The 13,007-nt window shown below is 62.4% G+C and carries 10 protein-coding genes; 6 read left to right on the top strand and 4 right to left on the bottom strand.

Features of this window, described 5'->3' with window-relative positions; all coding sequences use genetic code 11:
- The first annotated feature begins 1 nt into the window (after position 1).
- From eutA to doeB, 5 genes are read left to right on the top strand one after another with little or no spacing between them, the layout of a single operon-like run.
- A complete protein-coding gene (gene eutA / locus QWJ46_RS14040) occupies positions 2-781 on the top strand; it encodes an ectoine utilization protein EutA (protein WP_302751683.1) in 780 nt (259 codons plus the stop codon).
- Positions 782-785: 4 nt separating this feature from the next.
- Complete coding sequence (eutB, locus tag QWJ46_RS14035) at positions 786-1,787, top strand: hydroxyectoine utilization dehydratase EutB (RefSeq protein WP_302751682.1); 1,002 nt, start codon at positions 786-788, stop codon at positions 1,785-1,787.
- The gene (gene eutC, locus QWJ46_RS14030; RefSeq protein ID WP_302751681.1) at positions 1,784-2,776 is read left to right on the top strand and encodes an ectoine utilization protein EutC; all 993 of its coding nucleotides are present in this window, start codon (positions 1,784-1,786) and stop codon (positions 2,774-2,776) included. Before eutB ends, eutC begins: the two co-directional genes overlap by 4 nt.
- 32 nt (positions 2,777-2,808) lie before the next feature.
- Positions 2,809-3,990, top strand: a complete 1,182-nt coding sequence (gene doeA, locus QWJ46_RS14025) for an ectoine hydrolase DoeA (RefSeq protein ID WP_184456542.1) — start codon at positions 2,809-2,811, stop codon at positions 3,988-3,990.
- A 7-nt stretch (positions 3,991-3,997) separates the two neighbouring features.
- The gene (gene doeB, locus QWJ46_RS14020) at positions 3,998-5,005 is read left to right on the top strand and encodes a N(2)-acetyl-L-2,4-diaminobutanoate deacetylase DoeB (RefSeq protein ID WP_302751679.1); all 1,008 of its coding nucleotides are present in this window, start codon (positions 3,998-4,000) and stop codon (positions 5,003-5,005) included.
- A 43-nt stretch (positions 5,006-5,048) separates the two neighbouring features.
- Here the strand turns inward: doeB and QWJ46_RS14015 are convergent, their stop codons facing one another.
- Positions 5,049-6,866: a HAMP domain-containing methyl-accepting chemotaxis protein gene (locus QWJ46_RS14015; RefSeq protein WP_302751677.1), complete on the bottom strand. Its 1,818-nt coding sequence runs from the start codon at positions 6,864-6,866 to the stop codon at positions 5,049-5,051.
- A 691-nt stretch (positions 6,867-7,557) separates the two neighbouring features.
- Here QWJ46_RS14015 and QWJ46_RS14010 point away from each other — a divergent pair.
- Positions 7,558-10,374: an autotransporter outer membrane beta-barrel domain-containing protein gene (locus QWJ46_RS14010; protein WP_368046085.1), complete on the top strand. Its 2,817-nt coding sequence runs from the start codon at positions 7,558-7,560 to the stop codon at positions 10,372-10,374.
- A 142-nt stretch (positions 10,375-10,516) separates the two neighbouring features.
- On the opposite strand, the gene QWJ46_RS14005 is transcribed toward QWJ46_RS14010, so the two are convergent.
- From QWJ46_RS14005 to QWJ46_RS13995, 3 genes are all read right to left on the bottom strand, one after another.
- Entirely contained in the window at positions 10,517-10,768 is a 252-nt protein-coding gene (locus tag QWJ46_RS14005) for a hypothetical protein (protein WP_302751676.1), read from the bottom strand.
- 251 nt (positions 10,769-11,019) lie between these two features.
- Positions 11,020-12,117 carry a DUF5666 domain-containing protein gene (locus QWJ46_RS14000; protein WP_302751675.1) on the bottom strand — a complete coding sequence of 366 codons (1,098 nt, stop codon included), beginning with the start codon at positions 12,115-12,117 and terminating at the stop codon, positions 11,020-11,022.
- On the bottom strand, positions 12,114-13,007 hold the full coding sequence (locus tag QWJ46_RS13995; protein WP_302751674.1) for a DUF6502 family protein: 894 nt from the start codon (positions 13,005-13,007) through the stop codon (positions 12,114-12,116). Before QWJ46_RS13995 ends, QWJ46_RS14000 begins: the two co-directional genes overlap by 4 nt.

The raw sequence follows: 13,007 nt of genomic DNA, 5'->3' as shown, positions 1-13,007 counted from the left end.
CATGACGACATCGATCGAGATCATTCCCACCGGCCGACTGCCACGGCTGGACGACCGGCCGCTGGAAAAGCGCATCGGCCTCGTCATCCTGGCGACCGACCACACGACGGAAGTCGACTTCCGGCGGATGGTCGCCAGCGACCGTATCGGCGTCTATGTCAGCCGCATCCACTACGCCAATCCGGTGACACCGGAAAATCTTCTGAAGATGCAGCCTTCGCTGACGCAAGGCGCAGGGCTCATTCTGCCGGGCGAGACGCTGGATGCCGTCATGTATTCCTGCACCTCCGCCTCGGTCGTCATCGGTGACCGCAAGGTCGAGGAAGCGATCCAGGCGGCCAAGCCGGGTGCTTCGGTGGTGACGCCAACGGCGGCTGCTGTCAAAGCCCTGAAGGCGTGCGGCGCCAGGCGGATTTCCGTGCTGACGCCTTATACGGTCGAAACCAGCCGGCCGATGGCGGATTATTTCAGCCGACTCGGTTTTGCGATCGACCGCTTTACCTGCCTCGGCCTCAGCGACGATCGCCAGATGGCACGGATTGCGCCGGACGAGATTGCAGCCTTCGCGAACCAGGCGCTGGCGCCGCAATCCGATGTACTGTTCATTTCCTGCACTGCCGTGCGCGCCGCACAGGTCGCCGCCCGCATCGAAGCGGCGACCGGCAAGCCGGTGGTGACCAGCAATCTCGCCACCGCCTGGGCCTGTCTGCGGCTCTGTGGCGATGATCAGGCGCGGCCTGAGCTCGGTCAGTTGATGACCAGACCCTATGGGGAAGGCTGAGCGCATGAGGGGCGTCCTGCCAATTTCGATGGAGGATATCCGTGCGGCGGCGCATCGGATCGCCGGCCGTGTTGTGGAAACGCCGATCGTGTCGTCGGCATCGCTCGGCGAGATCGCGGGTGTTCCGGTTTGGCTGAAGCTCGAACATCATCAGACGACGGGTAGCTTCAAGCTTCGTGGGGCGACCAATGCGGTGGCGTCATTGTCGCCGGCGGAGCGCGTGCGCGGCGTCGTCGCCGCCTCGACGGGAAATCACGGCCGGGCACTTGCCCATGCGGCGAAGGCACAAGGCATAGTCGCGACGATCTGCATGTCGCGGCTGGTGCCGGAGAACAAGGTTTCCGAAATCCGCCGTCTCGGCGCCGATGTGCGCATCGTCGGTCGATCACAGGACGAGGCGCAGGAGGAGGTGGACCGGTTGGTGCGAGAGCAAGGGCTGGTGATGGTTCCGCCTTTTGACCATCCGGCTGTCGTAGCCGGGCAGGGGACGCTGGGGCTCGAGATCGTCGACGCATTGCCGCAGACAGCCACGGTTCTGGTGCCGCTCTCGGGCGGCGGTCTTGCTGCGGGCGTTGCCGCTGCGATCAAGGGCGTCAATCCGAAAACGAGAGTGATCGGCCTGACGATGGAACGCGGCGCCGCGATGAAAGCGAGCCTCGATGCCGGACGGCCGGTGCAGGTCGAGGAGGTGAGAAGCCTCGCGGACTCGCTCGGCGGCGGCATCGGCCTCGACAATCGCGTGACTTTCAGCATGTGCCAGGCGCTTCTCGACGATGTCGTCCTGCTGACGGAGGCGGAGATCGCCGCAGGCATGCGCCATGCCTATGCCTGCGAGCGCGAGATCGTCGAGGGCGCGGGAGCTGTCGGAATAGCAGCGCTGCTGGCGGAAAAGATCAGCTCCGGCGGCCCGATCGTTGCGATCCTTTCCGGGCGGAATGTCGACATGGAACAGCACCGCCGGGTGATCAACGGCGAGGGTGCGGCATTCGAGGAGGATGGCCCATGAACCGCATGATCATTCTGACGGAAGCGGAACTGCGCAAGATCGTGGTGCTCGATCGCGATGCGGTCGCCTGTATCGAGCAGGCTTTCGCGGCGCTTGCAACGAAGGCGGTCGCCATGCCGCCGATTTTGCGGCTCGACATTCCGGAGTATCGGGGGGAGGTCGATGTGAAGACCGCCTATGTACCGGGCATTGAAGGTTTCGCCATCAAGATCAGCCCCGGTTTCTTCGACAATCCAACGATCGGCCTGCCGAGCACCAATGGCATGATGGTGCTGCTGTCCTGCCGGACCGGCCTGGTGCAGGCGCTGCTTCTGGACAATGGCTATCTTACCGATGTGCGCACCGCGGCAGCCGGCGCCGTCGCTGCGAAATACCTGTCACGGCAAGACTCCAGCGTGGCCGCAATTTTCGGCGCTGGCATGCAGGCTCGGCTGCAGCTCGAAGCACTGACGCTGGTGCGGCCTATCGCCGAGGCCAGGATCTGGGCGCGGGATGCCGCCAAGGCGCAGAAGGCAGCGGCCGAATTGAGCGGGGAACTCGGATTTCCCGTCATCGCTACGTCGGATCCGAGAGAGGCAATCTCCAGTGCCGATATTATCGTGACCACCACGCCTGCGGAAAAACCGATCGTCGAAGCCGGGTGGCTCGAATCCGGACAGCATCTGACGGCGATGGGGTCGGATGCGGAGCACAAAAACGAAATCGATCCCGCGGCCATCGCCCGGGCCGGCCTCTACGTCGCCGACAGCCTGAAACAGACGCGCCGCCTCGGCGAGCTGCACCACGCAATCGAAGCCGGTCTGGTCGCGGCCGATGCGGATTTCGCCGAACTCGGCCGGATCGTTTCCGGCCGGACGCCGGGCAGGACGAGCAGCGACCAGATCACCATTGCGGACCTCACCGGCACCGGCATCCAGGACACCGCTATCGCCACCCTCGCCTTCGCCCGCGCCGGCGCGATGAAGGCAGGAACCACGTTCGAAAGCTGACCGGCGCGGCGCCGGAAAAGAAGGGAAGAAACATGACCCAGCCCAATCTGAAGTTCTCGCTCGGCGAATATGCCGCGCGGCTGGAAAAAACACGGCGTGCCATGGAAGCGAAGGGTGTGGACCTGCTTGTTGTCAGCGATCCCTCGAACATGGCCTGGCTGACCGGTTATGACGGTTGGTCCTTCTACGTGCACCAGGCGGTGATCGTGCCGCCGCAAGGCGAGCCGATCTGGTTCGGCCGCGGTCAGGACGCCAACGGCGCTAAGCTCACCGCCTATCTCGCGCACGACAATATCGTCGGCTATCCCGATCACTACGTGCAGTCGACCGAGCGTCATCCAATGGATTACCTCTCCGGCATCCTGACGGAGCGCGGCTTCGCCAAGCTGACGATCGGCGTCGAGATGGACAATTACTGGTTTTCTGCCGCCGCCTTCGCCGCGCTGCAGAGACATCTGCCGAATGCGCGCTTCGTCGACGCAACCGCGCTGGTCAACTGGCAGCGCGCGGTCAAGAGCGAGACCGAAATCAAGTACATGCGCAATGCGGCCCGGATCGTGGAAGCCATGCACGCCCGCATCTTCGACAAGATCGAGGTCGGCATGCGCAAGTGCGATCTGGTAGCGGAAATCTATGACGCCGGCACCCGCGGTGTCGACGGCATTGGCGGCGACTATCCGGCCATCGTGCCGCTGCTGCCGTCCGGCGTCGAAGCATCCGCACCGCATCTAACCTGGGACGATCGGCCGTTGAAAAAGGGGGAGGGCACCTTTTTTGAGATCGCCGGCTGCTACAACCGCTACCATCTGCCGCTGTCGCGTACCGTCTTCCTCGGCAAGCCGACGCAGGCCTTTCTCGACGCCGAGAAAGCGACGTTGGAAGGCATGGAAGCCGGTCTTGCTGTCGCCAGACCCGGCAATAGCTGCGAGGATATCGCCAACGCCTTCTTCGCGGTGCTGAAGAAATATGGAATCGTCAAGGACAACCGCACGGGTTACCCGATCGGGCTTTCCTATCCGCCGGATTGGGGCGAGCGCACCATGAGCCTGCGGCCGGGCGATCGGACCGAGTTGAAGCCCGGCATGACCTTCCATTTCATGACCGGCCTCTGGCTCGAGGATATGGGTTTCGAAACAACGGAGAGCATCCTCATCACCGAGAGCGGTGTCGAATGCCTCGCCAACGTGCCGCGCAAGCTGATGGTCAAGGATTGAGGCTGTCATGACAGAGACTGGCTTGCGGCCGTCGCCGATCAGCGCGACGGTGGATTTCGCCGCCGAAGGCGTCCAGCACGGGTTCCTGAGGCTGCCCTACAGCCGCGACGATTCCGCTTGGGGCTCGGTGATGGTTCCGATAACGGTCGTCAGGAACGGCAAGGGACCGACGGCGATCCTGACCGGCGGCAATCATGGCGACGAGTACGAGGGACCGATTGCGCTTTTCGATCTCGCCCGCTCGCTGCGGGCAGAGGAGGTGAGCGGCGCTGTCATCATCGTGCCGGCAATGAATTACCCAGCATTCCTTGCGGGAACCCGGACCTCGCCGATCGACAGAGGCAACATGAACCGCAGCTTCCCGGGTCGTCCGGACGGCACGGTGACGGAAAAGATCGCCGATTATTTCCAGCGTGTGCTTCTGCCGATGGCGGATCTCGTGCTCGACTTCCACTCCGGCGGCAAGACGCTCGATTTTCTGCCGCTCTGCGCAGCGCACATCCTGCCGAACAAACAACAGGAGGCGCAGGCTTTCGATTTCGTGACAGCCTTTGCCGCACCCTATTCGATGAAGATGCTGGAGATCGATGCGGTCGGCATGTATGACACGGCGGCCGAGGACATGGGCAAGATCTTCATCACGACCGAGCTGGGCGGTGGAGGTACCGCCACGGCCAGAAGTGCGGCGATCGCCAAACGCGGCACCATGAACGTGCTGCGGCATGCCGGTATCGTCGCCGGCGCCGTCGATACCGGGCCAACGATCTGGCTGGATATGCCGGATGGCCGCTGTTTCTCTTTCGCTGAACAAGGCGGATTGATCGAACCCGCGATCGATCTCGGTGAAGCGGTCGCCAAGGATGCCGTCATCGCTCGCATCTATCCGACGGGCAGGACGGGTGAGGCGCCGCGCGAGATCCGTGCCGCCATGGACGGTATTCTCTGTGCGCGGCATTTCCCAGGCCTGGTCAAATCAGGCGATTGCGTTGGGGTCGTGGCGATTGTGACGAACTGAAACGACGGCGGCGCGTGAGATGAATGTCATCTTCCGATCAACATCAAGCTGCCTTCCGCGCTCTTGACCCGGCAGCTGCCGCATCGGTCTGGAAGCGACCGACAATCCCTTCCAGCGTCTGCGTCTGGCCACCGAGCGCGCGGCAGGCTGAGACGGTTTCCGCGGCCATGGCGGCGTTGCGCTGTGTGACCTCGTCGAGCGCATTGACGGAGGCATTGATTGCCCCGATCGCCACCGCCTGCTCGGAGGAAACCGAAACGATGCGGGCGATCAGGCCGGCGACCTGCTCGACCTGGCCTTCGATTTCCATAAGCGCCTTGCCGGTGCGATTGACAAGCTCCACGCCGGTGGAAACCTGAGACGATGACGTGGAAATCAGAGATCTGATCTCCTTGGCGGCATTGGCCGAACGGAGGGCGAGCTCACGTACTTCCTGCGCTACAACGGCGAAGCCTTTGCCCGCTTCGCCCGCGCGGGCGGCTTCCACACCGGCGTTGAGCGCCAGAAGGTTGGTCTGGAAGGCGATCTCGTCGATGACGTTGACGATCTCGCCGATCTGGGCGGACGAACCTTCGATCTCCTGCATGGCAGCGATCGCATCGCGAACGATGGCGGCCGAATGTTCGGCGCTGCTGCGGGTCTCGGCCATCATGCCGGTCGCCTTGCCGGCATGGTTCGAAGCGTCCTTGGCTTTGGCGTTCATTTCGCCGAGCGCGCTCGTAGCCTCTTCAAGCATCGCTGCCTGCTGTTCGGTACGCAATGCAAGGCTGTCGGCGGCATTGGTGATGCCGGCGGAGGAGCTGCCGACCTGCCTGGAGGTCTGGGCGACCTCCGCCATCGAGGCGGAAAGCGCGTTCATGCTGTCGTTGAACTTGGCGCGCAAGCTCTCATAGGCGGCGGCAAAGGATGTCGTGATACGGCAATCAAGATTGCCGTGCGACAGCTGGTCCAGGCCATATGTCAACTCGTTGATAACCGTTTCGCGTGTCCGCTCCTCGGCCGCCTTCTCGGCCATCTGGCTGCGCTCGCGTTCGAATTCGGCATCGCGAAGGGCCGCTTCGCGCTTCTGCGCGTCCTGGCGTTCCAGCGCATTGCAACGGAAGACCGCGACTGCCTTGGACATGGCGCCGATCTCGTCTGAACGGTTCGCATAGGGAACTTCGGTTGAAAAATCGCCCTCGGCAAGATTGCGCATATAGGCCTTCATGCCGTCGAGCGGCACGATTGCCCGGCGGCGCAGGAGATAGAGCCCCGCCAGCAGCAGAGCGAAGGAGCCGAAGCCGGCAGCGCCCGCACAGATCGTCCAGGTGACGATTTCCGAAGCTGCGTTCTTTTCCTCGCCCTTCAGGAAAGCGTCGGAATTCGCGACGAGCTTCTCCACAGCATCCTGGTGCGTATGGAAGGCGACGCGCAATTGCTCGATCGCGCCGTGCGCCTTGTCTTCGTCCTTTGCTTTCAGCGCCGGGATGATCTCGCGGTTCATCACGTCCCAGAATGCATCGCCCTTGGCGAGCACATCATTTTCAAGCTCGTCCTTCAAAGCCTGCGGCAGCCTGGTGGTTTTCCAATAGGCGCGACGGTCGTCGTAAGCGGCTTTCAGATTGGCGATCTTCGCCAGATTGGTTTCGGTAAGTTCGGGGAATTTGCTGGCTTCGAAGGAGAGCATATAGGATTCGACCACGAAGAGCGGCGGCGGCAATATATCGGCGATGAGATCCTTGCCGTAGACGACCTGCTCGTAAACCGGGCCGTTGACCTTCAGCCTTTCCAGCGCGGATTGCTGCAATCCAATCGACATGAAAAGACCGGCTGAAACGGCGATGCCAAACGCCACCAGGCTGCGCGCAATGGTAAATGCCAAGACTGTCTCCAAATAACTTTTGGCTTCTCTTCTTCGAGATGCCTGATCTACGTATGTCATTATTTCGCGAGAACACTGAAATATGGTTAAAGTTCTTGTCGGATTGTTCGCGATTGGAACGAACGCCGCAGTGGCACCGACCTTGTGATTTTTGTGCAACAATACGTTGAATTTGCCTCCGGCCATCGCCTGGTCTCGTGCGGGCGGCAGAATTGTGATTTACACTTATGCTGTTATTTGTCTCCCGTGAATGATCAGGAAAGCATTTTGTATCAAATGCTTAAAGATGGGCCGGCTTGCGATGCGCTCAAACCGTGATGTGGCTGGCAATTGCAAGCAAGATCGCGTGAAACGGGAGCCTGTAGGTGTGCCGACGCGACGGCACTGTTCACCGGTCGTGGACGAGGCGCGGCTTCGGAAGACGATCGCCGCCGCAAATGCGAAAACAAACATCTCAACGCGCACGCATCCACCAGCATTCAGAAGACCTCACTACGGATGACCGGCCGCAGTCTTGTCGCGCCCGTCTTCCTGTCGGGCATTGGCGCCGAATGCAATTGAACACTAGGGTCAAGGGAACATCATGTTGTCGATGAGTGCCGCCGTCCGCCAGAAAAGAGCCGAGAGTTGGAATGGAATTTCTCGTGCCGCGCTTTCTTCCACATCGTTGATCGCTCTGACCGGAATGTTGGTGTCCGCGCCGCATAGCGCTTACGCAGCCAGCGAATGCGGCGCGCCGGTCGGCGGCGTGGTTACTTGCAGCGGCAGCAGCTATCCGGCGCCGGGGATCCGCTATGATGTTACAAGCAACCTGACCCTGACCCTCAACAATCCAGCTTTGGTCGCCGTGAAGGCGTCGACTGGCCAGGGCGCCGTCTACGTCAGCGGCTCCGGTATCAACGACATCGTCATTAACGCGCTCCTATTCCAATCGGCTCAGACGACTGGTACTTTGTCTATGGGCATAGGCGCGTCGAATTCGGGAGCCGCCGGCAACGTCGTCATCCGGATGGACACCGGCACCGCGACGGCGAGCGGCAATGCCTTATCCAGCGCACTCCTTACGAGTATTACTAACGCCGCCAACGCTGGCAATCTTTTGATTACCCTCAATGGCGGCCAGGCCAACAATACGGGGTTGGGACAGGGCGTGAGCGCCCAGCACTCAGGCTTGGGCAATGCCGCCGTTATGATGACCGGCGGCTCGGTCAGTTCCGTCACGGGCACAGCCATGCGCGCCATCATTAGCAACGCTAACTCTTTCGGCGCCACGAGCGTCACCATTGGTGGCGGGACGGCCACGACGACTTCCGGCACGGCTGTCTTAAGCCAGTCGGAACGCGGCAATGCCGACATCGCTATGACGGCCGGCACGGTCACGGTTCAAGGCGGCGCCAACCCCGCCCTGAACGCCGTGGTCAACAACGCCGCCGGCACTGGCACGGCCAGCATCGCCATGAGCGGCGGCACCGTCACGAACAGGGGCAGCGGCGACGGCCTCTTCGCCAACAATAAGGGTACGGGGACTTACGACATCAGCGTCACAGGCGGCACGGTAACCGGCGGTTCCGGCACGGGAGCCGCCATCCATGCAGCCGCTGCTTCGGGCGGCACTATCGACATCGGCTCCGGCGCCACCGTCAATGCGGGAGCCTCGGGCATCGCCCTCAGCCAGACCGGGGGCGCGGCGACAATCACCACCGCCGGCACAGTGAACGGAAACGTCAACCTCAGCGCCGCCGGCAATACCCTATCCATCACGGGCGGCACCATCGGCGGCAACATCAGCGGCGGGGGCAATACGGCACTGAGCTTCGACCTCGGCACCGGCAGCTTCACCTACGACTCCGCCTATGCAATCGGCGGCATGGGCAGCGTCGCCATGAATTCGGGGTTGGCCGAGATCGACGGCGGCCTCGCCACCAACACGCTTGCCGTCAACGGCGGCAGTCTCATCCTCAACGGCGTCGGCACGGCCGCGGGCGGCGCCACCGTGTCGGGCGGCACGTTCGTCGTCGGCGACGCCGCGCACGCCTCGGCTACGCTCACAGGATCGCTCGACGTGCTCGCCGGCGGCCGTTTGCAGGGCTTCGGCACCATCATCGGCGATGTCGGCAACGCCGGCATCATCGCCCCCGGCAACTCGATCGGCACGCTGACGGTGAGCGGCAACTATACCGGCAACGGCGGTACGCTGGAGATCGAGACCGCACTTGGGGACGATGCCTCGGCCACCGACCGGCTGGTCGTTACCGGCAATACCTCGGGCAGCACCAACGTCAAGGTCGTCAATGTCGGCGGCGGCGGCGCGCAGACTGTCGAAGGCATCAAGATCGTCGACGTCGGCGGCACTTCCACCGGCACGTTTTCGCTCTTGGGCGACTACGTCTTTCAGGGCGACCAGGCGGTGGTCGCAGGCGCCTATGCCTATCGGCTCTATAAGAACGGCATCAGCACGCCCAGCGACGGCGACTGGTATCTCCGATCGCATCTGACCACCGAGACGGACGGAGACACTTCGCCGCTTTATGCACCGGGCGTGCCGCTCTACGAGATCTATGCGGGCGTCCTGCAGACCTTCAACCAACTGGGCACACTCCAGCAGCGCACCGGCGGCCGTTCCTGGGCGGGCGGTGATTCCATCGGCAACGTTGGCGAGAATACGAGTCCGCTGGGCATCTGGGGACGGATCGAGGCTGCGCATAGCCATCTGGAGCCGGGGACATCGACGACCGGCACCGACTACAACTCGAACATCTGGAAGCTTGAGACGGGCGCGGACGGGGCGTTGGCCGAAAGCGCGGCCGGCGCCCTGATTGGCGGGTTCAGCGTTCACTATGGTACGACTTCCGCAGACGTATCCTCTCTGTTCGGTACCGGCGACATCGACGCCACCGGCTACGGGCTCGGCGGCACACTGACCTGGTATGGCAATAGCGGCCTCTATCTCGACGCTCAGGGGCAGCTGACTTGGTATGACAGCGATCTTCGGTCCGACGACCTGAGCACGACGCTGACAAAGGGCAATGACGGCTTCGGCTATGCAGTGAGCATCGAAGCCGGACAGAAGATCGGTCTTGGCACCCAATGGTCGCTGACGCCGCAGGCCCAGCTTTCCTACTCGTCCGTGCGCTTCGACGACTTCACCGATCCCTATGGTGCCGCCGTATCGCTTGGCGACGGCGACACTCTGATCGGCCGCCTTGGACTCTCCGCCGATTATGAGAAGGAATGGAAGGATGCCAGCGGTCGGGCGAGCCGCGCAAGCGTCTACGGGATTGCCAATCTCTACTATGATTTCCTCGACGGATCCGATGTCGATGTCTCCGGAGCGCGGCTTGTCAACGAAAACAGGGCGCTGTGGGGCGGATTGGGCCTGGGCGGCTCCTACAACTGGTCGGACGAGCGCTATTCGATCAACGGCGAAGCATTCGCGCGCACCAGCCTCCAGGACTTTGGCGACAGCTATTCGATCGGCGGCAAGGTCAGTTTCGATGTGAAGTGGTGAGGGTAACTGCTCCTTGTGACGGTGCGGCAGCGCCGCTGAACGAAAATGGTCCACTTTTCTGAAAACAGAGGGTTCATGGGCGCCGTCACCTTTCATGCTGGTTCAACGATATTCAAAGCGGCAGAACTCCAAGCCGGCGACATCACGCCAACCGCATCAGCATTTCATTCAGGTCGCCGATTTCACGCAGAAGCTCGATCAGCTTATCCGTATCGTCCTGGCTGAGCCGACCCATTCCGCCGCTTTTATTCCACAAATCCTGGAATTCCCGGCTCATTTCACGCGCGCGATGCATAATTTGGATGATTTGCGTGCGGTTTTCCCAGGTTGCAACGACGCTCGGTTCGTCCATCTCCATCGGCGGCATCTCGGGTTCGCGTTCCAGCAAAAGCAATGTCGGGTTCCTCTTGGGCGACGAGGGTTTCGGTCGGACGGGCCTTCGGGCGGAGGAGGCCATCCACGGAGAGTTACTCGGGAACGCGGTGTTCGACGGTTGAATGCAATGGGAAACCAACGATTGGCTAGCGGGTGTGGGGCGGTACCCGTTAGCCAATCGGCAAGCCCTATTTCGGAATCATCCGAACGAAGGATCGCAGGGCCAATAAATGGGAAATTTTCCCATTTGTCAAATGTTCAATTACACCGTCAGGGCTGGCCCGGAAAATCCGGTGGTGGTCCAGGCGGCGGCCCCGGCGGCGGACCATTCGGTCCCGGCCCCGCCCCGGGCCCTGGTCCCGGTCCGCCCGGGCCGGAAAAGCCGTCAGGACCGGCTCTGCCAAAGGGCGAGTGATCATGCGGCGGACCATCCCAGAAGCCGCGTGGCGGCCGGGAATCGATGCCCCCGGGAGGATGCGGGTTTGGAAAGTCGGTCAGTCTGTTCGAATCCCGCACGCCGATATCAACGAAGCCGTGACCATCCAGGGATAGCCGCATCGATCCGAAAGGTGGCGAACCCCCGGGACCTGACCTCGGTCCGTCCTTGTCGCTCGCCCGGAAAGTTTCGATATTGACGGTACCGCGTTTGAGGCCCGGCACTACCGGTTCGGGCTGAATGCGGGTGATCGCCAACCGATCAGCCGCTGTCTTGAGATGCACGACGGTTTGCTTGCCGACCAATTGGCGGTGCGCGCCTCCGAGCGAAAGGCCGCCGATCAGGACGCGATTGCCGCTCTTGACGGGGACGCCGCGGACATGAGCGCCATCCGAGACGGAGCGGGTTTCGATGCGCCGGGCTACGATTGTGCCGTCTGGTTTGCGGATGCCGAAGACGGCGACCCGCTTGCCTTTCCGCAGGCCCTTCGTCGCCAGACCGGATGTGTCGACGGTTTGCGAAAGGATGGTTATCGAAGCCTTGCTCAACCGGTCGATGCGGCCCTGGACCTCGCTGACGATCGTGATGCGGGCGGCGCGCTTTCCCTTCAGCAGCACCCGCGCGACATGGCCGACCTTCATCGCGCTTGCAGGAACACGCCGTCCATCGATCTCGATCGGCGTGGTCGCGCTGAACGGTATGTGGATGCCGTTGACGATGATGCTGCCAAAACCCTGGATGGTCCCGACGATGCCGGTTCCGCCGATGCCGTGGTCTTCATTCTCGCCGCCGCCCTGGATGGAGGTGCCGGACCCGCCGATTCCATGATCGTTGGTGCTGGTCGACTGCGCGGCGGCAAATCCCGGCTTCAAGGTCTGAAGCGCTATGCCGGCCAGCAGAAACTGTCTTCTCGAGATCATCGACGGGCTCATTCGTCCGCCTCCGTCTTGGAAGCGGCGCCTGCCTGGAGACCCGTCTCACCCTCTTCGGTCATGACATAGAGCCCCGCGATCCAGCGGCTGTTGCCGCCGGGATCCTCCTTGATCGCCTGATGGGCGACCTTGTTGAGCTTCAGGAGCAGCGCCATCGCTTCCTCGCGCGCGAGCGCATCGAGCCGGGCGGCGAGCGCGGCAGATATGCCGTCATAATGAACCGCGCGTTCGAAATAGGGCGGAGGGTCATTCATCAGGTTGGCGACCGCCGCCTGCACGTGGTCGCGAAGGTTGCGGGTGAAATAATGCCGGCGGGCGTCGTCGCCGGCATTCGGGACGATCGATGAGAGGTCGAGCCGGACGCGGCCGTCCTCATCGAGAACGACGATGCCCCTGTCCAGCCAGTCGTCCAGGATGGAGCGGGGGTGGACATCCTTGGTGATATCGCTCACCAGGCTTTCGAATGAAGGGCTGCCGTCGCTTGTGGTTCGGGGCAGGGCGCTCGGCCTGTCCTCGGCATCGCAATAGAGCGGGTCGGCCAGCCATCGGGCAAGGATGCGGCTCGTTTGCGAGACGCCGACAGGCAGCAACGATGTCGAGATCTCCTGTCCGCGTAGCCTGTTGACGTCCTTGCGATGCACGCCTGTCAGAAGCGAGATGCGGCTGTCCGTCTGCTGCTTGTTCGGCAGCGCGAATTCCTTTTCGGCAACCTCGATATAGAGCCGGCGAAGAATGGCCGAAAAGGCGGTGAAGTTGAAGCCGGAAGCGAGTGCGAGCTTCACCAGCGGACGCAGCACGCGGACGAGCATGGCCTGCAAGGTCTCTTCGGAGAAGGGTAGCTTCGCGCGCGGCTTCGACATCAAGAACACACTCGGTCTCTGAAAGACCAT

Source organism: Rhizobium sp. CBN3 (genome assembly GCF_030518245.1).
Lineage (GTDB): Bacteria > Pseudomonadota > Alphaproteobacteria > Rhizobiales > Rhizobiaceae > Rhizobium > Rhizobium aethiopicum_A.
Note: the sequence above shows the minus strand (reverse complement) of the source record. Positions and strands in the feature narration are given on the sequence as shown.